19 protein-coding genes are annotated in these 22,423 nt (G+C 72.9%); 6 read left to right on the top strand and 13 right to left on the bottom strand.

Going from position 1 to position 22,423, the window contains the following annotated elements; genetic code table 11:
• Positions 1 to 4: 4 nt before the first annotated feature.
• The 11 genes from OF117_RS07940 to OF117_RS07990 form a co-directional block, all read right to left on the bottom strand.
• Positions 5 to 1,213 (bottom strand): CaiB/BaiF CoA transferase family protein, encoded by a 1,209-nt coding sequence (locus tag OF117_RS07940; RefSeq protein WP_263552280.1) that lies wholly within the window; start codon positions 1,211 to 1,213, stop codon positions 5 to 7.
• 37 nt (positions 1,214 to 1,250) lie between these two features.
• Positions 1,251 to 2,690 (bottom strand): aldehyde dehydrogenase family protein, encoded by a 1,440-nt coding sequence (locus OF117_RS07945; RefSeq protein ID WP_263552281.1) that lies wholly within the window; start codon positions 2,688 to 2,690, stop codon positions 1,251 to 1,253.
• A gap of 58 nt (positions 2,691 to 2,748) precedes the next feature.
• Positions 2,749 to 3,660: an ABC transporter permease gene (locus OF117_RS07950; protein ID WP_263552282.1), complete on the bottom strand. Its 912-nt coding sequence runs from the start codon at positions 3,658 to 3,660 to the stop codon at positions 2,749 to 2,751.
• Between the two features lie 28 nt (positions 3,661 to 3,688).
• Positions 3,689 to 4,474, bottom strand: a complete 786-nt coding sequence (locus tag OF117_RS07955) for an SDR family NAD(P)-dependent oxidoreductase (protein WP_263552283.1) — start codon at positions 4,472 to 4,474, stop codon at positions 3,689 to 3,691.
• 76 nt (positions 4,475 to 4,550) lie between these two features.
• Positions 4,551 to 5,663 (bottom strand): tartrate dehydrogenase, encoded by a 1,113-nt coding sequence (locus OF117_RS07960; protein WP_263552284.1) that lies wholly within the window; start codon positions 5,661 to 5,663, stop codon positions 4,551 to 4,553.
• Positions 5,660 to 6,133, bottom strand: a complete 474-nt coding sequence (locus tag OF117_RS07965) for a MaoC/PaaZ C-terminal domain-containing protein (protein WP_263552285.1) — start codon at positions 6,131 to 6,133, stop codon at positions 5,660 to 5,662. The genes OF117_RS07960 and OF117_RS07965 overlap by 4 nt, the downstream gene beginning before the upstream one ends.
• Positions 6,130 to 7,071 carry a MaoC family dehydratase N-terminal domain-containing protein gene (locus OF117_RS07970; protein WP_263552286.1) on the bottom strand — a complete coding sequence of 314 codons (942 nt, stop codon included), beginning with the start codon at positions 7,069 to 7,071 and terminating at the stop codon, positions 6,130 to 6,132. The genes OF117_RS07965 and OF117_RS07970 overlap by 4 nt, the downstream gene beginning before the upstream one ends.
• On the bottom strand, positions 7,068 to 7,574 hold the full coding sequence (locus OF117_RS07975) for a MaoC family dehydratase N-terminal domain-containing protein (protein WP_263552287.1): 507 nt from the start codon (positions 7,572 to 7,574) through the stop codon (positions 7,068 to 7,070). Before OF117_RS07975 ends, OF117_RS07970 begins: the two co-directional genes overlap by 4 nt.
• A 7-nt stretch (positions 7,575 to 7,581) precedes the next feature.
• Complete coding sequence (locus OF117_RS07980) at positions 7,582 to 8,508, bottom strand: dihydrodipicolinate synthase family protein (RefSeq protein ID WP_263552288.1); 927 nt, start codon at positions 8,506 to 8,508, stop codon at positions 7,582 to 7,584.
• A 357-nt stretch (positions 8,509 to 8,865) separates the two neighbouring features.
• Positions 8,866 to 9,975: a LacI family DNA-binding transcriptional regulator gene (locus tag OF117_RS07985; protein ID WP_263552289.1), complete on the bottom strand. Its 1,110-nt coding sequence runs from the start codon at positions 9,973 to 9,975 to the stop codon at positions 8,866 to 8,868.
• A gap of 92 nt (positions 9,976 to 10,067) precedes the next feature.
• Positions 10,068 to 11,534 (bottom strand): FAD-dependent oxidoreductase, encoded by a 1,467-nt coding sequence (locus OF117_RS07990; RefSeq protein WP_263552290.1) that lies wholly within the window; start codon positions 11,532 to 11,534, stop codon positions 10,068 to 10,070.
• Between the two features lie 281 nt (positions 11,535 to 11,815).
• On the opposite strand from OF117_RS07990, the gene OF117_RS07995 reads away from it, so the two are divergent.
• The gene (locus tag OF117_RS07995) at positions 11,816 to 12,991 is read left to right on the top strand and encodes an enolase C-terminal domain-like protein (RefSeq protein ID WP_318014227.1); all 1,176 of its coding nucleotides are present in this window, start codon (positions 11,816 to 11,818) and stop codon (positions 12,989 to 12,991) included.
• Between the two features lie 81 nt (positions 12,992 to 13,072).
• Positions 13,073 to 14,383, top strand: a complete 1,311-nt coding sequence (locus OF117_RS08000; RefSeq protein ID WP_263552291.1) for a hypothetical protein — start codon at positions 13,073 to 13,075, stop codon at positions 14,381 to 14,383.
• A gap of 34 nt (positions 14,384 to 14,417) precedes the next feature.
• On the opposite strand, the gene OF117_RS08005 is transcribed toward OF117_RS08000, so the two are convergent.
• Both OF117_RS08005 and OF117_RS08010 read right to left on the bottom strand, forming a co-directional pair.
• Positions 14,418 to 15,410: a Gfo/Idh/MocA family protein gene (locus OF117_RS08005; RefSeq protein WP_263552292.1), complete on the bottom strand. Its 993-nt coding sequence runs from the start codon at positions 15,408 to 15,410 to the stop codon at positions 14,418 to 14,420.
• The gene (locus tag OF117_RS08010) at positions 15,407 to 17,020 is read right to left on the bottom strand and encodes an aldo/keto reductase (RefSeq protein WP_263552293.1); all 1,614 of its coding nucleotides are present in this window, start codon (positions 17,018 to 17,020) and stop codon (positions 15,407 to 15,409) included. Before OF117_RS08010 ends, OF117_RS08005 begins: the two co-directional genes overlap by 4 nt.
• Before the next feature lie 1,228 nt (positions 17,021 to 18,248).
• Between OF117_RS08010 and OF117_RS08015 the strand changes: the two genes are divergently transcribed.
• The 4 genes from OF117_RS08015 to OF117_RS08030 all read left to right on the top strand — a co-directional run bounded on the left by OF117_RS08015 (position 18,249) and on the right by OF117_RS08030 (position 22,416).
• Positions 18,249 to 19,133, top strand: a complete 885-nt coding sequence (locus tag OF117_RS08015; RefSeq protein ID WP_263552294.1) for an alpha/beta fold hydrolase — start codon at positions 18,249 to 18,251, stop codon at positions 19,131 to 19,133.
• Positions 19,134 to 19,292: 159 nt separating this feature from the next.
• Positions 19,293 to 20,336, top strand: coding sequence for an Hsp20/alpha crystallin family protein (locus tag OF117_RS08020; protein WP_263552295.1), 1,044 nt, complete (start codon positions 19,293 to 19,295; stop codon positions 20,334 to 20,336).
• 158 nt (positions 20,337 to 20,494) lie between these two features.
• Positions 20,495 to 21,496, top strand: a complete 1,002-nt coding sequence (locus OF117_RS08025; protein ID WP_263552296.1) for an NAD(P)H-dependent glycerol-3-phosphate dehydrogenase — start codon at positions 20,495 to 20,497, stop codon at positions 21,494 to 21,496.
• An 80-nt stretch (positions 21,497 to 21,576) separates the two neighbouring features.
• Positions 21,577 to 22,416 (top strand): alpha/beta hydrolase, encoded by an 840-nt coding sequence (locus tag OF117_RS08030; protein WP_263552297.1) that lies wholly within the window; start codon positions 21,577 to 21,579, stop codon positions 22,414 to 22,416.
• The last annotated feature ends 7 nt before the right edge of the window (positions 22,417 to 22,423 follow it).

The raw sequence follows: 22,423 nt of genomic DNA on the forward strand, positions 1-22,423 counted from the left end.
CCTGTCACGAGACCGCTCCGTCCGCACGGAGCACGGCGATCGCATCGGCGTCGTATCCGGCCGATGCGAGGACCTCGTCGGTGTGCTCGCCGTGGCGCGGCGGCGCCGTGCGCACCGTGGCGGGGGTGCGGCTGAAGGTGAACGGCGGAGCGACCAGCTTCAGCGGGCCGATCGGCGAGTCGATCTCGACGACGAGGCCCGCGTGCTCGACCTGGGCGTCGGAGAACGTCTCGGCGAAGGAGTTGACCCGGGCGGCGTACATGTCCGCGCCCTCCATGAGTTCCAGCCACTCGTCGGTCGTGCGGGTCCGCAGCGAGTCCTCGACGATCTGCTCGAACTCCAGACGGTTGGCGTCCCGCTTCCAGTAGGAGTCGAACCGCGGATCCAACGTCAGGTCGTCGATGCCGAGGACCCGGCACAGTGTGCTGACCTGCCGTCCGGAGGACAGCGCGAGGTAGCCGTCCTTGGTCGCGTAGAAGCCGTACGGCGGCGGGATGTACGGGTGTGCGTGCATCACCGAGCCCCGGACCGGCTCGCCCACCGACGTGTTGAGGAAGTGCACGGCCTGCTCGGACTGGGCGGCGATGGCCGACGCCAGGAGCGACACCCGCACGTGCTGCCCCTCCCCGGTCCGCTCCCGGTGCAGCAGCGCGGCGACGACCGCGAAGGCGCCGTTCATCCCGCCCATGACGTCGGTGATGGACATGCCCACGGGGGTGGGCCGCCCCTCGGCGGAGACGTTGATCGCCCCGATCCCGCCGAGGGCCTGGGCCAGGACGTCCTGACCGGGCTTGTGCGCGTAGGGGCCGTCGGGGCCGTAGCCGGTGGCCGAGGCGTACACGATGGACGGGTTGAGCTCGCGGCAGCGGTCGTAGCCCAGGCCCAGCCGGTCCATGACCCCCGGACGGAAGTTCTCGTAGACGACGTCGCTGCGCTCGACGAGCCGGCTGGCGACCTCGAGCCCGCGCGGGGACTTCAGGTCCAGCGCGAGCGACTTCTTGTTCCGGTTGGCCGACAGGAACATCGAGGTGTAGAGCGTGCGCTCCCCGTCCGGCGGGTAGCGGTCATCGGGGCGCCCGTCCGGCGTCAACGCGCCGACCCGCTCCACCTTGACGACCTCAGCGCCGAGGTCGGCGAGCATCTGCGTCCCGTACGGCCCCTGGATCCGTTCGGTGAAGTCGAGGACGCGAATCCCCTCCAGCACTCCGGTCATCGCGACACCTCCTCAGGTCTGTCGGTTCGGAACGGGCTCAGGACCTGGCGCTGCCGTCGAGCGGAGGGGCCTGGAGGGAGACGAACCTGATCTCGGTCATCTCGCGGACGGCGAAGTGCGGTCCCTCCCGCGTGTTGCCGGACTCCCCCACGCCGCCGTACGGCTGCTGGTCCGCGCGGTACGTCGGCACGTCGTTCACCAGGACCCCGCCGAAGTCGAGTTCTCTCGCGGCGCGCAGCGCCTTGCCGAGGTCGGTCGTGAAGACGCCGGCCTGGAGGCCGTAGGGGGTCTCGTTCGCGATGCGCAACGCCTCGTCGAAGTCGTCGTAGGCGATGAGCACCAGGACCGGGCCGAAGAGCTCCCGGGTGCGGACCTTGGAGCCGTCCGGAGCTCGGTCCAGCACGGTGGGCCGCAGGCATCCGTCCTCGAGCACGCCCCCGCTGACCACCTCGCCGCCCTCGGCGGCGGCCTCGCGGATCCAGGTGTGCACGCGTGCCGTCTCGTCCCGGGTGATCAGCGGGCCGACGTCGCTGCCCTCAGCCGTCGGGTCTCCCACGACCAGGCCCGCGGCGGCCTCTGCCAGCAGGTCGCGCAGCTCGGCGTGCACCGACCGGTGCACGAGCACGCGCTGCACGGAGATGCAGCTCTGACCGGCCGTGCCGAAAGCCGCCCTGGCGATCCGCTGGGCGCACTCGGGCAGTGCGACGCCGGGTTCGACGATGACCGGGGCGTTGGAGCCGAGTTCCAGGAGGACCTTCTTGCGCGGCGCCTTGGCGGCGATGCCCCAGCCGACCACGGAGCTGCCGGTGAAGGTCAGCAGACGCGGGACGGGGTGCTCGACGAGGGCCTCACCGGCGCGCTTCTCCTCGTCCGTGACCACCGTGATCCAGTCCTCGGGCAGCCCGCACTCGACGAGGAGCTCGACGAGGCGGATCGCCGTGAGCGGCGTCTGCGGAGCAGGCTTGAGGACGACGGGACAGCCGGCGGCCACGGCCGGGGCGATCTTGTGGGCCACGGTGTTGATCGGGAAGTTGAACGGCGTGATGGCCCCGACCACGCCGATGGGCAGACGGATCGCTAACCCCAGCTTGCCCACGCCCGCGGCGGTCGCCTCCATCGGCACGACCTCACCGGTCAGCGTGCGCGCCTCGGCGGCTGAGAAGCGCAGGGTCTCGGCTGCGCGGCCGACCTCGGCACGGGCGTCCCGGATGACCTTCCCGGACTCCGCGGTGATGAGCTGCGCCAACTCCTCCTGGCGCTCACCGAGCCGTCGGGCGGCGGCGTCCAGGACCCGCGCGCGGGCGTGCGGCGGGAAGTCGTCGCGCGCCAGTGCCGCCGCAGCTCGCGTGCAGGCGCGGTCCACCTCCTCGGGCCCGCACAACGGCACGTGCGCGAGCACCTCGCCCGTGTACGGGTTCGCCACCGGCACGACCTCCGCGGCCTGCTCGACAACGCGGAACGCCTCGGTCGTCGACATCTCGTGCTCCTCGTCTGGTCGACGGCCCGGAACCCCGGGCCGCATCGGAGTGGGGGTGCTATGCCTGCTGCGCGACGAGCGGCGCCCGAGCCGGGGGTTCGACGACGGCGCCCGACTCACGTGGGCTCTCGGTGGAGCGGGCTCGCATCCACGTGGCGATGATGTTGATGCTCAAGGTGGTCAGCAGGATCGCCAGGCCCGGGAAGGTGACCAGCCACCAGGCCGTCGTCAGGTACTCCCGCCCCTGGGCGAGCATGAGCCCCCAGGACGACTGCGGCGGCTGGATGCCCAGGCCGAGGAAGCTGAGCGATGCCTCGGTCAGGAGCATCACCGCCATCTCCAGCGTGGCCAGGACCATGATCGGCGCCATGATGTTGGGGATCATGTGGCGGACGATGATGCGCAGGTGCGAGGCCCCCAGTGAGCGCGCCGCCTCGACGAACAACTCCTCGCGCATCGACAGCATCAGGCCGCGCGTGACCCGTGCGTAGACCATCCACCGCGTGATCGCGAGGACGAACACGACGTTCGTCAGGCTGGGACCGAGGACGTAGAGGACGAGCAGCGCGATGAGCAGCGACGGCACGCTCATCTGGAGGTCGACCAACCGCATCACCACGTCGTCGGTGCGGCCGCGGAAGTAGCCGGCGGCGAGCCCGAGGACGACTCCGAAGGTGCCCGAGACCAGGACGCTCAGGAGCCCGACGACCAGCGAGACGCGGGCGCCCTCGACCAGCACGGACAGCAGGTCGCGGCCCAGCGGGTCGGTGCCGAGGACGTGCGGCAGCCAGCCGGTGCCGTCGGACAGCGGCGGGAGGTTCCGCAGGCTCACGTCGGTGCTGTAGGGGTCGTACGGCGTCACGGCGTCCCGGAAGACCGCGGCGAAGGCCAGCACGACCAGGAAAGCCATGGAGCACGACACCAACTTGTGGTGCCAGACGAATCGGGCACCCCTGGTGATCCACCGCACGGGGGTCTCCTCTCGACCGATCCGCTGCTCAGACGATTCCCGCGCCGCCGTCGACCGACAGCGTCGCGCCGGTGACGAAGGACGCCGCCGGAGACAGCAGGAAGGTGATCGCCTCGGCCTGCTCCTCGGGCTGGGCGAGACGACGGAGAGGGATACCGGGCCGGAAGGCGGCGAGCGAGCCCTCCAGCTTGTCGCGCAGGACCTGCGGCCCCTCGTCACGGACCGCCTTGGCGATCATCGGCGTCTCGGTCACGCCGGGACACACGGCGTTGACGCGGATCCCGTGCTCCGCGAGCTCGAGCGCCAGCACGCGCGTCAGGTGCAGCACCGCCGCCTTGCTCGCGCAGTACACGGACTGACCCATGCGGGCGGAGAGGGCCGTGACCGAGGAGACCGTCACGATCGAACCGGCCGTACCTGCGGCCATCATCGCCCGGGCTGCGGTGCGCGCCGCCACGAAGGTGCCCTTGACGTTGACGTCGAACGTGCGGTCCCAGACCCCGAGGTCGACGTCCAGGGCGGCGGCGGCGGTCTGGCGGACGCCGGCGGCCGTGACCAGGCCGTCGATCCTGCCGAACTGTCCGACGACGGACTCGATGGCCTCGCTCGTGGACAGCTCGTCGGTGGTGTCGCAGGGGATGCCGACCGCCTCGCCGGAGTCCGGGGCGAGCTGCGTGGCGGCTTCCTTGACCGCCGCTTCGGACAGGTCGAGGACGGCGACGCGCGCGCCGTCCTGCAGGAGGCGCCGGGCGGTCGCCAGCCCGATGCCGCCGGCTCCGCCGGTGATGGCCACGACCTGCTGCGACATCGTCATCGGGTTGCTCCTCTGCGCTGGTCGTCCGAGGGGAGTCGGGCCGCCGCGCTCGAGCGGCGCGGTCCGCTGGGGCGGGTCATGGGTGCCGATCCGGTAGGGCGTCGATGACGGCGTCGGCCACCGCTTCGGTGGTGGCCGTGCCGCCGAGGTCGGCCGTGCGGACCGATCCGTCGCCCAGGACCTGCTCCATCGCGGCCAGGACGTCGGCGGCCGCGGCGGTGTGGCCGAGGTGGTCGAGCATCATCGCGCCGGACCAGATCTGACCGAGGGGGTTGGCGATCCCCCGGCCCGCGATGTCCGGTGCCGAACCGTGCACCGGCTCGAACATCGAGGGGTACTCCCCCGACGGGTTGAGGTTCGCGGACGGAGCGATGCCGATGCTGCCCACGATGGCCGCGCCCAGGTCGGTCAGGACGTCACCGAAGAGATTCGAGGCCACGACGACGTCGAACCGCCGCGGGTCCAGGACGAACATCGCGGCGAGGGCGTCGATATGGTACTCGCGCGTGGGCACGTCTGGGTGCTGGCTGCCCAGTTCCCGGAACACCTCGTCCCAGAAGGGCATCGTGTGGACGATGCCGTTGGACTTGGTCGCCGAGTCCAGGCGTCCGCCCCGGGACCGGGCGAGCTCGAAGGAGTACCGCATGACGCGCTCGACGCCGAACCTGGTGAACACCGCCTCCTGCACGGCCGTCTCCTGCGGCGTCCCGCGGTAGTGCCGCCCCCCGACCTCCGAGTACTCGCCCTCGTTGTTCTCGCGGACCACGAGGAAGTCGACGTCGCCCGGTTCGACGCCGCGCAGCGGGCTCTCGATGCCGGGCAGCAGGCGGATCGGCCGCAGGTTGACGTACTGCTGGAAGGTCCGCCGGATCGGGATGAGCAGACCCCACAGCGAGACGTGGTCGGGAACACCGGGGTATCCGACGGCGCCGAGGAAGATCGCGTCGAAGGGGCGCAGCTGGTCCAGGCCGTCGACCGGCATCATCCGGCCGGTGCGCGTGTAGTACTCGCAACCCCAGTCGAACCCGGTCCAGTCGAACGCGACACCGTGTCCGGCCCCGACCGCTTCGAGGACGCGCTGCGCGGCGGGCACGACCTCCCGGCCGATGCCGTCCCCGGGGAGCACGGCCAGGCGGTGCGTCACGTGCGCCGTCGTGCCTCCGGTGAGCCCCGTCGTCCCCGCCGTCACCGGTCCTCCTGCTCGCTCGTGGTCCTCGCGGTGAGGGAGCGGTCGTCTACGTGGAACGCGAGCGTCGCCCGGCCGCGCGTCGTGGTCGCGCCCTCGACGTTGTGCACCCACAGGTCGAGGTCGACCAGGGGCACCCCGTGCTCGACCCGGGTTGCCGTCACGGCGCCCCGGCAGACCAGCGGCCGTCCCGGGTAGTCGACGCCGCGGTACTGCGTGGCGAACCGCTTGACCCAGGCGCTCCCACCGCACCAGTCGGTGACGAGCTCGCCGAGGAAGGCGGCCTTCAGCAGGCCGTGCACGATGACGCCGTCGAACCCCCGCCGCCGGGCCTCGGCCTCGTCGAAGTGGATGCGGGCCGGGTCGCTGGCCGCCCCGGCGTACCGCACGAGCTGCTCGGTGGTCGGCGTGCGCACCAGTGCCGGCAGCTGGTCGCCGACGCGGATGCCCTCGAAGCGGAGGCGAGTCGTCATCGGCCCGCCACCCGGTCGAGGTCGTAGGCGAGCACGTGTCCCATGCGGGACCGGGCCACGAGGTGACCGTCGGCGTCGAAGACGTCGTTCCGCCGCACGCGGAACAGCAGGCGTCCGGCCCGGCCGTCCCGCTCGTAGGGCTCCTCGTACGTCGTCACGACCGTGAGCACGTCGCCCACCCGGATCGGCCGCTCGTACTCGACCTCGTTGAACGCGTTCCCACCGCCGGTCTTGGCGAACGGCAGCTCGTCGAGGAGTTCCTCGAGCTGGAGCTCCCGGCGCTCCACGGGGTCGAGGACCGCGTAGTACGTGGGCGGGGCCTCGGGCGGCACGTGGGTGCCGACCGTCTCGGCCGGCGGACGGCCACCGACCGCGTGCACGAACCGGGCGAGGTCGCCGGCCTCCACCCGGTAGGTGAAACGCCCCGCCTCGGCCCCGACGCGGAGGGCGTCGCGGAGCCTGTCGCCGATCAACGCCGCACGCCCGTGCCCGTCAGCCGGCGGGGCGCCTCCCGTCTCGGGCCGGCGCGTCCGCAGGGTGGCGGTGCCGACCACCGTCCGCTCTCCCGCGCCGTCCTCGATCCAGACCTCGCACGCCACGCACTCGTAGGCGCCGTCCCGGGTCACCGCCGACACCACGCCTCGGGCCCGCACGGTTCCTCCGACGACGTCGGGCCTGCGGTACTCGCAGCGGAGCCCGGTGACCGTGCCGCTCTCGCCGAGCCAGTCGGTCAGCAGACGGGAGAGCAGGGCCGCCTTCCACGGTCCGTTGACCACGACTCCCGGAAGCCCCCGGTCGCGGGCAGCGGCCGGGTCGAAGTGGATCGGCGAGTAGTCGTCGATCGCCCCGGCCCAGCGGACCAGGTCCTCCAGTGTGGTCGCCCGGACCTCGAGCGGACCGATCTCGTCACCGACGCGGGGGCTCGTGGTCGCGGTCACGCCCGGTCCTCGTAGGACAGGCACCGGCCACGGGCGACGCCGACCTGCTCGCCCGCTTGGTTCCAGGCGGTCACCTCGAGCACCGTGGTCGCCATCCGGCGCCCGTCGCCGGTCACGCGCTCGACGACCTCGGCGATCCTGGGGACGAGCGTGAGGACGTCCCCCACCCGGACCGGGCGGCCGACCTCCCACTCGGACCCTCCGTCGATGTTGCGCGCATAGGGCCGCGGCCTCGCCAGGTCCATGGACTCGGCCGCGACGATGGGGTCGGGGCAGAAGAACGTGGGCGGGACGACGTCGCCCGCCCGGACCGCCGGCGCCTGCCGCTCCTGGCGGGAGCCCCCGCCGGGATCGGTGGCGAGCAGGAACCGGCGCACCTCGTCGGCGCGGATCTCCCGGACAGCGGGCGTGCCCACGGTGCCGGCCAGCGCGGACAGCCGGCCCGGAGCGGCGAGCGGCTCGCCGGCGCTGCCCGCCACGACGGTCTCGTCCTCGTCCAGCACGCGCCGCTCAGGCGGTCTCGATGCCGGCGTGCTTCAGCGCCGCCCCGATCTCCTGCACCGCCAGGTCGTCCAGCGGCATGAGCGGCGCCCGGACGGTGGCGGACTCGATCAGGCCCCGGAGGACGAGGCCGATCTTCATGGCCGGCGTCGACTCGATGTGCGAGGCCCGGTGGTAGACCACCTTGGTGAGCGGCGCCATGCGGTCGTAGACGGCCTTCGCCGCGTCGTAGTCGTGCGCCTTCGCCCTGGCCAGGAGCTCGACCATGAGCTCGGGGACCAGGGCCCCGTAGCCGACGAGGGCGCCGTCGGACTCCCACATCGAGTGCAGGAGGAACTCGTCCTGGCAGGTGAGGATCGGGATGTGCGGGAAGTGCCGGCGGATCACGGGGACGTCGGTGTCCCAACGGATCATGTTGCGGCCACCCTCCTTGATGGCCACGACGCCCTCCACGTCGCACAGCTCCAGCACGATTTGCAGCGGATAGGACGCGTGGGTCTCGATCGGGAACTGGAAGAGGATCGTGGGGAGGCCGGACGCCTGGTGCACGCTGCGGTAGCGCTCGTGCGGTGCGCCCTCCTGGTAGCCGAACCGCAGCCAGCTCGGCGCCGGGAAGACCAGCAGCGCGTCGGCGCCCGCATCGGCCGCCGCGGCGGCCTCCTCGGCCACGACGCGGGTCCCGTCGCCGCCCACGCCGGCGATCACCGGCAGGCCGTCACCGAGGACCTCCTTCGTGCGCCGGATGACCTCCAGGCGCTCCGCCTGGGTGAGCGAAGTGCCCTCACCGGCGTGGCCGTTCACGACGACCCCGGTGACGCCTGGTACCGATTTCATCCACCGCATGTACGAACGCAGACCCTCGACGTCGAGCTCGCCGTCGGCGGTGAAAGGCGTGATCGTAGCGGGCAGGACGCCCTGGAAGTCGAGGTCCGGCATGGGAGGCTCCTCCGAGGTCGCTGGCTCCGGGGTCCGAGAGGCGGACCATTGTGATCTTCACCGCAGTGCGGCCAACGTAGGGCACCTGGAATCGATATCGCAAGGGTCCTGAAACCGATTCCTGCGATCGTCACCGAACAGTCGGACGCGGACCGGACCCCTCGGGCGCGGCGCCCGTCGCTCCCGCGGACGCGCGCACCGACGTCCACCCGAGGCCGCGGTCAGCAGCGCCCAGCCGTGGCGGGGCACTCGGGTCTCCGGCTCGGATCTCGGTCCGGCACGACCGGCGGCCGGCAGCAGCGCCTGCCACGCGTGCGGCGTCGGGGGACGGCGACGCGGTGCGGCTCGGCGCGCAGGTCAGACGGCTGCCCCGGCGCCGCGCCGCAGACCCGGCGCGCCGTCCCCGGATGCCCGCCGCCGGCCGGATCGCCGGCGGGACCTGTTCTGGGCGACGGCCTCCGCCGTCACGGCGGTGGAGGGACGCAACTGCACCTCGACGGGGAGCACGACGGTGCGCGGCTGGATGCGGGAGCCCGCGAGCTGGTCGAGCAGCAGACGGGCGGCGACCCTCGCCAGCTCGTCCATGCTCCGGCTCAGCGCCGTCACGGGCGGCTGGTGGAGCACGGCGAGCGGGGTGTCGTCGAGGCTGGCGAGGGCCACGTCCTGGCCCACGCGGACGCCGCGGGCGTGTAGTTCCGTGAGGACGCCGGGGACGAACGGGTTGGGGCCGACGACGATCGCCGACGGCAGCGCGTCCCGGTCGAGCAGTTCGGCTATGACGTCACGCCCGGCCTGGGCCACGGCTCGCGAGGCCCGGAGCAGGTCCGGGCGCATCTCGAGCCCGTGGTCCGCCAGCGCCGCCTGGAAGCCGCGGAGCCGCTCCCTCCCGACGTGCGTCGTGTCCAGCAGGCCGCCGAGGTAGAGGATCTCCCGGTGGCCCGCCTCGAGCAGGTGCTCGGTCAGCCGGTAGGTGCCGCGGTAGTGGTCGCTGACGACGGCGCTCGCGGTCTCGCAGGACGGGATCTCGCGGTCGAGGAGCACGACCGGTCCGGGGAAGCCGGCCAGCGCCTGCTGGAGCTCGGCATTCCGCTCGTCCACGCACATGACGGCGATGGCGTCCACGCGTCGCTGGTGCAGCGTGTGGACGCTGTCGGTGTCCCTCGCCGGATCACCATGGGAGTTGGCGAGCAGCACTGTGTACCCGGCCTGGCTGATCGCCATCTCCATGTAGTGCACGACTTCGGCGAGGAGAGGGTTGATGAGGTCGCTGACGATGATGCCGACGCACCGGCTCGACCTCGACCGCAGTCCCGCGGCGAGCAGGTCCGGCTTGTAGCCGGTCTCGGCGACCGCAGCGAGCACCTTCTGCCGCAGCTCGTCGCTGACGTTGGGGTGCCCGCTCAGGGCCCGGGTGACCGAGGCCGGGGCGACACCGGCGCGCCGGGCGACCTCTTTGATCGTCGTCATGTGGCCCCCCCGGGCGGCCGATGAGGACGCGCACTCCCGTGTGCGCCTCCCGCACCGGACATCGTGCTGCCCGCCAGGACTGCTCGCTGCATTCAATCCGCCTCGGGGGCGGTGAGCGCCTCCGCGACGAGCCGTCCCGAGGTCATCGCCCAGCCGATGTGGTGGCCATGGCCGAGGAGCAACATGCCCCCTTGCCCGACGCCACCGACCGCGTGCAGGCCTTCCACGGGCGTCCCGTCCTCGGTCAGGACGCGCAGCCGCCCGTCGACCCGCAGCCCGCCCTCCGTGACGGTGAGCATGCTGAGGACCGGGCCCATCGCGAAGTACGGAGCGGTGAACCCGCTGTCCGCGAGTGACTTCTCGAGGCTCGTCGAGTCCACTCCGATGCGGACCGCCAACCCGCTGATGTCGGTCGCTTCCTCCACGAGATCGGGCCGACCGCGCCGGTAGTCGTCGAAGTAGGCGAACGCGATGCCAGGTGCGGTGGAGATGGAATGCGGAGGCGTGTTGAAGCGCTGTGCGATGGCTCCGTCGAACACGATGTAGCCGAGCCCGTCCTCCTGGAAGGCCAGATCGGTGACCGCGGTCTCCGGTGAGCCGAACCGTTCCCCGTGCTTGTTGACCAGCACGGCACCCGCCTCGAACATCGTCGAGGCGGGTGACATGTGGGTGATGAGCAGTGATTTCACGAAGGGCCGGAGCGCGGCGGCGGGGAGCCGCTGGACGAGGAACGCCTCGACGCGGCACAGCCACGACCACGTCGGCAGACGGTCGATGAGACCTGTCCGGGGAGGTGGGGGGAAACGCAACTGAGGACCGAAGGTCACGTCCATGGCACGCAGTTCGGCGCCGATCTGCTGCGCCAGCCGGTGACCGTCGCCGTTCGCGTGCGGGTTGATGGGCCGGGCCGCGGCCGCGGCCGGCGGTAGGAACGCCTCACGCATCGACCGGTTGCCGCTGAAGTCACCGCTGGCCAGCACCACGCCCCTGCCGGCCCGAACGCGACGATCACCGTCCGCACCATGCACCACGGCACCGGTGACCCGACCGCCCTCCACCACGAGCTCCCCAACGGTCGTGCCGAGTCGGACGGCGACGCCCAGCCGCTCGGCGGCAGCCGACAGGCGGGCGATGTAGGACCTCGAGTTCGGGATGACGTTGTGCATCCGCGGCACGCGGTGCGGTGGTTCGGGATAGGGGCCGACGAATGCCACGCCCAGCTCCTCCAGCCAGGACACCGTGGCCGCCGCCTCGTCGGCCAGAAGGCGCCGCAGGTCGGGAGCGTCGCCCTCGAGCAGCTCCGGCCGGAAGGCGTACATGTCTTCGAGGAAGGCCTGCGGGGAGTCCTGGACCCCGGCGCGTCGCTGCAGTCGCGTCCCCGCGGCCGTGATGGAGCCCACCGACAGGGCCGTCGAACCGCCGACCCGGTCCCGCTTCTCCACGACCAGCACGCGCGCGCCGCGCTGGGCGGCGCGGACGGCGGTCGCCAGCCCCGAGCCGCCTCCCCCGATGACGAGGATGTCGACTTCCTCCGCGGGGATGCCGGCAGCAGATGTCACGGCGATGCTCCTTTGGAATCGTTTCCACCGATGAGCGTGGTGACGCGCCTGATTTCGGCGGAGGGATTGCAGCGATGTTGACACACCAGGGCAGGGCTCACAAGGATGCAACCGCTAGCTCGCCCCGGTTGGCAGGACCGGAAGGGGCGGATCCACCGCTCGAGGCCCTCGCCCCCCGGCGTCCGACCCCATCCCTGGAATCGATATCCCCTCGCCGTGTCCGGCTGGAGACGGTCCGGACCCGGAGCTCCGAGCACCGCCCTCGCAGAAAGGCCCGAGCCGTGCGCATCGTCGACATCCGCGAGAAGACCGTTCCGATCGAAGCCGACATGTCCAATGCGTTCATCAACTTCTCGAGGATGAACGTGAGCGTCCTCGCGATCGTCACCGACGAGATCCGGGACGGGGAGCCGGTCATCGGCTACGGCTTCAACTCCAACGGCCGGTACGCGCAGGGCGGCCTGCTGCGCGAACGCATCATCCCCCGCGTGCTGGAGGCCCCCGGGGACAGCCTGATCGGTGTGCACGGAGACCTGGATCCCGAACTGATCTGGCGCGCCGCCATGCGCGACGAGAAACCCGGAGGCCACGGGGACCGGGCCGTAGCGATGGGCATCCTCGACATGGCGGCGTGGGACCTGGCCGCGAAGCTGGCCGACGTCCCGCTCTACCAGCTGCTCAGCGATCGCGCCCGGGACCCGCGGACGCCCGGAGCCCCGCTGGAGAAGGTCTGGGTCTACGCGGCGGGGGGCTACTACTACCCCGACCGGGGCCTCGAGGCCCTGCAGGCGGAGATGCGGTCCTACGTCGACATGGGATACCGCACCGTCAAGATGAAGATCGGTGGCGCCCCGCTCGACGAGGACCTGCGCCGCATCGAAGCCGTCCTCGACATCCTCCCCGACGGCTGCGACCTGGCGGTCGACGCGAACGGGCGGTTCGAGCTCGACCGGGCCCTCGAGTACGGCGATGCCCTCAGCGCGTATCCCCTCCACTGGTACGAGGAAGCCGGGGACCCGCTGGACTACGACGCGCTCCGTCGGTTGGCCGAGCGCTACGAGGGGCCGCTGGCGACCGGCGAGAACCTCCTCTCCTTCCACGAAGCACGCAATCTCATCCGGTACGGGGGCCTGCGCCCGGACCGCGACATCCTCCAGATGGACCCGGCGCTGAGCTACGGGCTCACGGAGTTCAGGCGCACCGTCGCGATGCTCTTCGATGCCGGCTGGAACCCGAACCGGTGCGTCCCTCACGGCGGCCACCAGTTCAACCTGTCGATCGCCTCGGCCTTCCACCTCCACGGGTGCGAGTCCTACCCCGGGATCTTCGAGCCCTTCGGCGGCTTCGCTGACGGCTACCCCATCGAGGACGGTCACGTGCGACTGCCGGATGCCCCGGGGATCGGGCTGGAGCAGAAGAAGTCCCTCGCGCCCGTGCTGAAGGACGTCCTGGCCTGACCCGGCCGCCGCCCGCAAGGCGCCGGATCGGCCGCCAGGCGGCGTGCACGGGCCGATCGGTTGAAGGGAGTCCCGCAAGGCGTGGCCGACCCCCGACGCCCGCCGCGGCATGAGCTCCTGGCCGCGCTGCTGCTCGGCGCGATGATCGTCGTCACGGGCCTCTGCGTGGTCGTCGACACGGCCCGACTCGCGGCCGGGGCACTGGCGTGGACCGCCGCCGCCCTCCTGGTGCACCGCCTCTCCGTACGGCAGAGGGTCGCAACGGCGGCGCTGTGCACCCTGGGGCTGATCGCGATCGTGTGGACCGCCGCAGCGGGACATCCACCTGACTGGCGGGCGATGCTGGCGGCCAATCAGCCGCTGATCGGGATGCTGGCCGCGGTGTCGTTCCTGCGTCTGGTCGCCCCCGCACGGTCTCCGGCCGCCATGGTCCCGACTGGTCGAGGCGGGGTCTGGCAGACGATGCTCGGACTCCACCTGTTCGGCTCGGTCATCAACATCCCCGCGGTGGACATGGTGGGCGACCGGTTCACGGCCACGAACCGTCGGCTGGAGCAGGGGCACTTCCTCCTCCTGTCCCGCGCCTACTCCAGCGCTGCCTTCTGGTCACCGTTCTGGGGAGCCGCCGCGGCGGCCCTGACGTACGCCCCGGCTGCGCGCGTGGAAGTCCTGATGGCGGTCGGCGCCTGCCTCGCGGCCAGCGCCCTCGTCATCAGTGGCGTCACGGTGACGAGAGCGTTCGGTCCCCGGCTGGGCGAGTTCCGGGGCTATCCGCTGACCGTGCGGTCGCTGGCCGCGCCGGTGACCCTCGTGGTGCTGGTGCTCTCGGTGCACCTCGTGCTGCCCGAGATCCCCATCGTCGCGATCATCACGATCGCCGCCCCCCTCCTGGCCCTGCTGCTGGTCACGCTCGCCGCGCCGCGCGCCATGCCGCAGCGGGTCGCGGGCCATGCGCTGCGCCAGCTCCCGGCCATGAGCGGCGAACTGTTCCTGTTCCTGTCCGCCGGGCTTCTCGTCGCGGGGGTCAGCCCTGTCGCCGGCGGCGCAGCCGGCTGGCTGCCCATCGCGACCTTCTCGGCATGGGAGGCTTGGGGCCTCGTCGGGATCATGGCGGCGGTGTCGGGACTGGGCCTGCACCCGGTGATCAGCATCGCGATCAGTGCGAGCGTGCTGAGTCCTCTGCAGCCCGACCCCACGCTGTTCGCGATGGCCGGACTGATCGCCTGGGGTCTGCAGGGGGCGGGCGGTCCCCTGTCCGGTCTCAACGTGGTGCTGCAGGGCAGGTACGGCATCGACAGCTTCACCATGGCCAGGTGGAACCTGAAGTACGTCGGGGCCATGCTGCTGCTGGCCGGCGGTGCGCTCGCGCTCTGCCAGCGACTGGCCCGCTGAACCGGCGGTGATCGTCCCTACGCGGCGGGGGGCCTCAGCCCGGAGTGCGTCGGGTCGACCGGAAACCGGCGAGGACGCGGTCTGTCACCCACGCCGTCCTCGCCGCGCTGTCCCCTGTGCTCGGGCACCTGCCGATGCCGTTCAGTTCGTCCACGATCGTCTGCACCAGCGGTTGGTGCACGTGCGGCGGGTCCTCGACGTCGATCTGCCGCTCCCCGCTCGCGTCGACGAGCCAGATCGGCTCCCGACGCGAGGTCGAGAAGCCGAGCCGCCCGGACGTACCCGAGACGACCGTCCTGTCGACATCCCTGTCGGCGGCGTAGCACCACGAACCGCTGCCCAGGACACCGCTCCGGAAGCGGTAGCTCGCGGTGACCGTGTCCTCGACCCCGTACAGGCCAGCGAGATTGCTCGCCACCCCGTACACCTCCTCGACAGGGCCGAACAGCAGGTCGAGGAAGTCCAGCGTGTGGCAGGCACCGTCGAAGAACAGGCCACCGCTCGCGTGCCGCCCGTCGAGGCGCCAGGGCAGAGTCCCTTCCCCGGACGTCGTGGTCGCACGTTCCAAGCGCTCGGACCGGACCACCCGCACGTCGCCGATCGCTCCACCCTCGATGAGCTCCTTCACGGCCAGGAAGCGCGGCAACGCCCGGCGGTAGTAGGCGACCCACAGGGGGACGCCGGCCGCCCGGCACGTCCGCACCATGTCCACGCACTCGTCGTGCGACATCCCCATCGGCTTCTCGACGTACACGGCCTTGCCCGCAGCGGCGCAACGCAGCACGTACTCGCGGTGTGTGCTCGTCGGTGTGGCGACGTACACGGCGTCGATGTCGTCGGCCTGGATGACCTCGTCCGCGTCGTCGTGCCACCGGGCGATCCCGTGGCGGCGCGCGTACTCCTCTGCCAGCGCACCGTTGCGCCGCATGACCGCCACGAGGGTCGACCCTCTGGCCCGGTAGAGGGCGGGCCCGCTCTTGACCTCGGCCACGTCGCCGCAGCCGATCATGCCCCAGCGGACGGTCATCGGGCCCGCTCCAGCGCCGCGTCGATCTGCTGCAGCTCGTCGTCGTCGAGCGGCCCGTGGGCCAGCGCGCCGGCGTTCTCGCGTGCCTGGGCGATGGTCCGGAATCCCGGGATGGGCACGAGGACGTCGCTGCGGGCCAGGAGCCAGCACAGGGCACCTTGGGCCATGGTCCGCCCGCCTGAGCAGAGGACATCGCGCACCCGGTCGACGGCGCTGATGATCTCGGCATCCGCGCCTGTGAAGTCGAATCTCGTGCTCCGGACGTCGTCGCCGCCGAACGTGCTCTCGCGCGAGAACTTGCCGCTCAGCGCCCCCATGGCGAGCGGACTCCGGGCGAGCCCTGCTACCCGGCGCGTCTCGCACACGTCGAGGACGGGCGAGTCGCCGTGCAGCACGTTGAAGGCGAACTGGATGGCCGAGCAGTGCCCGCCCCTGGCGAAGACCGCGGCCCGCGCGGGGTCATCGGTGCTCCATCCGTACGACCGAACCTTGCCCTCCGCGACAAGCTCCTCGAGCACGGCGACCACGTGCTCGGCGCCGTCCGGGTCGTAGTCGCCGAGGTGGAGCTGGTAGACGTCGATGACCTCACGTCCCAACCGGCGCAGACTCGCCTCGCACTGCTCGCGGACCGACGCGGGCGATGCGTCCCGGCCGGTGGCCGTGCGCGTCTCCTCGTCGAAGAGATGCCCGAACTTGGTGGCCACGACGACCGTGTCCGGCACACCCCGCAGCGCGTGACCGAGGATCCGCTCGCTGTGCCCGGCACCGTAGATGCTCGCGGTGTCGAACAAGGTCACGCCCGCGTCGACCGCGGCGTGGATCGCGGCGATGGACTCCCGGTCGTCGACCTTCCCCCATCCGATCGGCCTGCCGTCGCGGTACGCCGGGCCGCCGATGGCCCAGCACCCCAGGCCGACGGCACCGACCCGGATCCCACTGCTGCCGAGCGTTCGCGTCGGCGAGGACTCCACGCTGCGCTCTCCTCTCTCCTCGACCAGGAGGAACGGCCACATCATGCCCGTCCGGCTGGTCGATCCCGCCGAGCGGCGGTTCGGCAAGCGCATGTGCACCGCACCGGGTCCGCGGGGGCATCCCTCACGCGCGGGACGGTGCGGCGTCCCGTCCGGTCGAGGGCGCGCTGCCGGGGGTGATGGGCGAGGGCCGGAAGCCCTTGGCGACCAGCCAGACGCCGAGCGACAGCTCCCAGAAAAGATCGGTGCGACGGCGAGCGTGGACCACGGGCTGGTGTCGTCGATGACGCCGAACACCGTCACGACCTGGGCGGCGAGCAGCAGGGGGGCTCCGACGAGTCCCATGAGCGGGAGAACCCGGGGGACGAGGCCGGAGCGGTACACGAGGGTGCCCAGCAGCAGCGCGTTCACGGCCGGCATGACGCCGGGCCCGAGCAGGAAGGTCCAGTCCCGGACGGCGACGAGCACCGCCCCGACGGGGACGAGCGAGGCGTCGTCCGTGCCGGGCGCCCCGGCCAGCTCCTGCCGCAGGGTCACGACCGCGAAGAGGCTCAGGACGCCGATGAGGATGATCGCCGCCTCGAGGACGCGGGAGGTGACGAAGCCGAGCGCCAGCGACTCGTCCTGTCGCTTGGCCACGGGGACAGCACGACGGCGGTACCGATGCAGGCGAAGGCGTCGACCACGTCAGGAGACCGCCGACGAGGACCTGGGTGTCCGCGCCCGGGCCGACGACGTCCCGAGGGTCGCTCAGGACGGGGACCAGGAACGCGTCGGAGAGGTGCCCGGCCGGCTCCAGGTCTGCCATGGCTTCGGCGTACCAGCGGTGCCCTGCGGCGAGGTCGCCGGACGTCCACGACGCGAGTCCCCGGAGCGCGACCGGTGCTCCGCGGCCGAGGTGGTCGTCCTGCTCGGCGAGGTCGAGGGCGCCGGGCGAGCGTCGTGGTGCCGGAGACGTCGCCGAGGACCAGGGTCTGCCCGGCGCGGTACATGGCGACCGCACCGGGGAGACGACGGAACGTCTCGTCGTCCACGACGACCACCCCCGCCGCCGGACCCGCTCCCCTGCGTTCGCCGGGCGGGGTCCAGCCACCGCTCGGCGTCCCGCAGGCGTTGCTCGACGCCCTCGAGCTCGCCCCGGGCCATGAGCGCTCCGACGTACCCGACGCCGAGCACCAGCCGGACCCGGAGCAGCTCGTCCGGGAGCGCGTCGAGCCAGCGGCGCAGCGTCGCCTCCTGCCGGTCCCGGTGCAGTGCCGGGAGCGCCCGCTCGACGAGGTCCGCCGCCAGCACGGCCGTGCCGCCGTCCCCGCCGGGCCACCTGCAGCGCGGCGATGACGCACCGCCAGAACGTCGTCGGGTCGTCGTCCCGCTGGTCGAGCGAGAGCCACGCAACGGACGGCGCGCCGGCCGGGGCGGCGACCAACCACTCCGCCAGCAGCGTCGTTCTGCCGAACCCGGCCGGCACCGACACCAGGATCACGGCCGCGTCCGCCGCACGGTCGAGGCGCTCGGCCAGCCTCGGACGCGCGACCAGGCCGCGGGACCGCCGGGGGGCGTGGAGCTGGCTCGCCAGCAGCGGGGCGGACATCACCATCCCCGGGTGGAGCCGGGTCGCGTGCGTCACCGGAGGGGCCGGGTCGCCGAAGCCCGACGCGGGGGGGGTCGCGCCAGCATGGCACCGCGGGTGCGTGATCGTGGCGCTGCGCCGTCCTCCGTCGCCGGTGGCCGGTGCAGACCGCGGTGCCTGTTCGCGCTGCGCAGCGGACGCGACCGTGCACCTCGCGCCGTACCGACGAGTTCGGCGCGAGCACGGAGTCCCATCCGTGAGCAGCGCCCCCGCTGGAACCCGACGAGAAGAGGCGGAATGGACCGGACCCTGATCGAACCGACGACGCGCACGCTGGAGGTCCCGGGGGCGGTGCTGACCTACGACGTCCGCACCGGCGGGACCGCCGGTGCGCCGGTCCTGCTGCTGATCGGATCGCCGATGGGCGCCGCCGGCTTCGGCACGCTCGCCCGGCACTTCGCCGACCGCACCGTCGCGACCTACGACCCGCGCGGTGTGGAACGCAGCCGGCGCACCGACGGCGCAGCGACGACGACGCCCGAGGAGCACGCCGACGACCTGCACCGGCTCATCACCGCCCTGGGTGGCGGGCCGGTCGACCTGTTCGCGAGCAGCGGGGGCGCGATCAACGCCCTCGCCCTGGTCGCGCGTCATCCCGAGCAGGTGCGGACGCTGGTCGCCCACGAACCGCCGGCGGCGGCGCTGCTGCCGGACCGGGAGGCCGCGCTGGCCGTCGCGCGGGACATCCACGAGACCTACCGGCGCGACGGGCTCGGCCCGGCGATGGCCGAGTTCCTCGTGCTCGTCACCCACAAGGGACCGGTCCCCGCCGACCACCTCCGGCGACCGGTCCCGGACCCGGCGGTGTTCGGGCTGCCGACCCAGGACGACGGCTCCCGGGACGACCCGCTGGTCGGCCAGAACATCGTGACCTGCACGCACTTCGAACCCGACGTCGAGGCGCTGCGGGCGGCGCCGACCCGCATCGTCCTGGCGGCGGGCGTGGAGTCCGAGGGAGAGCTGGCCCATCGCGGCGCGTGCGCCGTCGCCGAGCGGCTCGGCACCGAGCCGGTGACCTTCCCGGGCGGCCACGGCGGTTTCCTCGGCGGCGAGTACGGCCAGACGGGCGCTCCGGAGGCGTTCGCGGCCCGCCTGGGGGAGGTCCTCACCGCCCGGGTGTAGCCGGGAGGGCGAGGCCTCTCGTCCGGTCCGGCGGCGCAGGCACGCCCCGGACACGGGCGAAGGCGCGCCCCGGACGAGGACGAAGGACCCTGCCTCGGCCCGGCCGTCCCGAGGACCGTGGGAGGCGCACCACTACTCCTCGCATCGAGGACAGCACCGATGCCCGACCAGCAGGTTCCTGCCGCGCGTGCTCACGGGCTCCCGTGGACCCGGTTCGACCGCCTCCTCGGCGAACTCCGGCGATCCCCGGTGCGCCGCCTGCTCGGCGGCGGGACGCCCGGCCGGCCGCCCATCCGCGTGGACGAGTACCGCGACGACGACGCCGAGGTGATCCGCGCCGACCTCCCGGGGCTGCATCCGGACGAGGACGTCGACCTCACCGTCCGGAGCGGTGCACTCCGGATCGATGCCCGGCGCCGCGTCGAGCCCGGCGAGCACGAACGCCTCGTCCGCCGTGAGACGCGCTACGGCAGCCGCACCCGCACGCTGCCGCTCCCACCGGGAGCGACCGGGGAGGGCATGACGACCACCTACGCGGACGGCGTCCTCGAGATCCGGGTCCCGGTGTCCCGCCCCTCGGCCGCGGCCGGACCCGCGGAGGTCGCAGCCTCCGCGCCCGCACGGCGACGTCCGCCCCACCGGTCCTGGCGCATCCCCGCCCCCCGCGCCGCGTCCGACCCGGGCGTGACCGGCGCGACGAGGACCGCACACCCGGGGCACCCGGCGTCCCCGGCCCCCCCGGCGTCCCCGGCGCCGGTCCCCGCACCTCACGTCCAGGACGGCCCACCGCACCGGACCCGCGTCCGCAGCGCGGACGGGCGGCTCTGGGAACTGGTCACACAGCCGACCGGCGTCACCGCCGCCGCGGCGGCCGGGACCGTCGCCGAGGCCCTCGTGTCGCAACACGACGAGACGGTGGTCGTGGAGTTCTGGACCGATGGCCGGAACTGGCCGGGCGACCTGTGTGCCGACCTGGTCGACCGGGCCTTCTCCCTCCCGGCGGTCCGGGAGCACCGCCCGGTCGTCGTCTGCGTGCCTCGACACGACGGTGAACTGCTCGCGCACGCGCGCCGGCACGTGCGGGAGGCGTGGACCCGGGCCGCCGGCGGGACCTGCATCGTGGAGGGCCGCGTCGGCCATCGCCGTGACACCGCCTCGCACGGGAGGCACGAGACCGCCGTCGGCTCCGGCGCGACCGGCTAGGCATCCCCCGATCGCGTCCGGGAAGCATGGCCGGCGTCCGTCGCGACCCGCCGGCGCGCAGCGGCCGCCCCCGCTCGTCGGACATGATCGTGCCCGGGCCGGTGACCGGGTGCCGGCCCTGCCGTCGCCCGCGGGCGCGGTCGTCGGGAGGTGCGTGGATGAGGGTGACCGTGCTCGGGGCCGGCTCGTGGGGGACGACGGTCGCCGCGCTGCTGTGCCGCCGCGACCACGAGGTGCTGCTGTGGGCCCGCAAGCCGGAGGTTGCCGCCGAGGTCGACGAGCAGCGGAGCAACGCCGCCTACCTGCCCGGCGCCCGGCTGCCCGCCCGGCTGCGCGCGACCGCCGACCTCGAGCGGGCCGCCAGGCACGCCGAGCTGCTGGTGGTGGGCGTGCCGACCGGCGCCTTCCGGGAGACCCTCGAGCGCGTCCGGCCGCACCTGGCGCCGTGGATCCCGGTGGTCAGCCTGAGCAAGGGCCTCGAGCGCGGCACCCACCTGCGCATGACCGAGGTGATCAAGGAGGTGCTGCCCGGGCGGCCGGCGGCGGCGCTCACCGGGCCCAACCTGGCCCGGGAGATCATGACCGGCCAGGCGGCGGCCAGCGTGATCGCCACGGAGGACCTGAGCGTCGCGGCGGCGCTGCAGCGCGAGGTGCGCCGCGGGGTGTTCCGGGTCTACACCCACCACGACGTCGTCGGCTGCGAGGTCGGCGGCGCGCTCAAGAACGTCATCGCCATCGCCACGGGCATGGCACAGGGCCTGGGCGTGGGTGACAACACGCGGGCCGCGGTGATGTCCCGCGGGTTGGCCGAGCTCACCACGCTCGCCGTGGCGATGGGCGGCGAGCCGGCCACCCTCGCCGGGCTGGCCGGCATGGGCGACCTCGTCGCCACCTGCATGAGCCCGCAGAGCCGCAACCGGCACGTCGGCGAGCAGCTCGGCCTGGGCCGGTCGCTCGACGAGGTGCTGGGCGAGATGCGCATGGTCGCCGAGGGCGTGAAGACGGTGTCCACGGTGGTGGAGCTGGCCGACCGGCACGGGCTGCACATGCCGATCGCGCGCACCATCCACGACGTCGTCACCGGCCGGATCCGCGCCGCCGACGCCTACCGGGGCCTGAGCCGGGCGGTTCCCGCGGGGCACGAGTCCCAGCCCGGGTGAGCCGTCGGGTTGCCGCATCGAACCCCGGCGGGGCGGGTAGCGGCCCCGCCGGATGGTCGGACGGATCAGGTGGAGGCGTCGTGGCGCGGTCCCGGGAGTGGCAGTACGACGGGGTGCACGGCCGGCTCGTGGCCCGGACCTGGAGCGGGACCGGCGAGCCGACGCACGTCGTCGTCATCGCCCACGGCTACGGCGAGCACGTCGGCCGCTACGAGCACGTCGCCGACGCCTTCGTGGCCGACGGCGCGGTCGTGCACGCCGTCGACCACGTCGGCCACGGCAAGAGCGAGGGCGAGCGGGTCCTCGTAGCGGACTTCGAGGATGTCGTCACCGACCTGCACGCCCTCGTGCGGACCGCCCGCGGCGAGCACCCCGGGCTGCCGGTGGCGCTGCTCGGCCACTCGATGGGCGGCCTGATCGCGGCCCGCTACGCCCAGCGCCACGGCGCGGAGCTGACCGCGCTCGTGCTCTCCAGCCCGCTGGTGGGGACGTGGACGGCGGCCGGGCAGCTGCTGGCCCTGGAGGAGATCCCGGACGTGCCGCTCGACGTCACCACGCTGTCACGCGACCCGGCCGTCGGCGAGGTGTACGCCGCCGACCCGCTCGTCTGGCACGGCCCCTTCAAGCGACCGACCCTGGAGGCGGTGCAGCGCGGCCTGCAGGCGGTCGCCTCCGGTCCCGCCCTCGGCGACCTGCCGCTGTTGTGGATCCACGGCGAGGACGACCAGCTGGTGCCGATCGAGGGCACCCGCGTCGGTATCGCGCACCTGCGCGGACCCGACCACGTCGAACGGACCTACCCCCAGGCCCGGCACGAGCTGTTCAACGAACTGAACGCCGAGGAGGTCATCGCGGAGGTCACCGCGTTCGTGCGCGACCGGGTGGGCCGTGCCGCCCCGGGCGGCCGGGCGCGCCGCTAGCGTGGCG

This window comes from Geodermatophilus sp. YIM 151500, from assembly GCF_025716945.1.
In the GTDB taxonomy this organism is placed as follows: domain Bacteria; phylum Actinomycetota; class Actinomycetes; order Mycobacteriales; family Geodermatophilaceae; genus YIM-151500.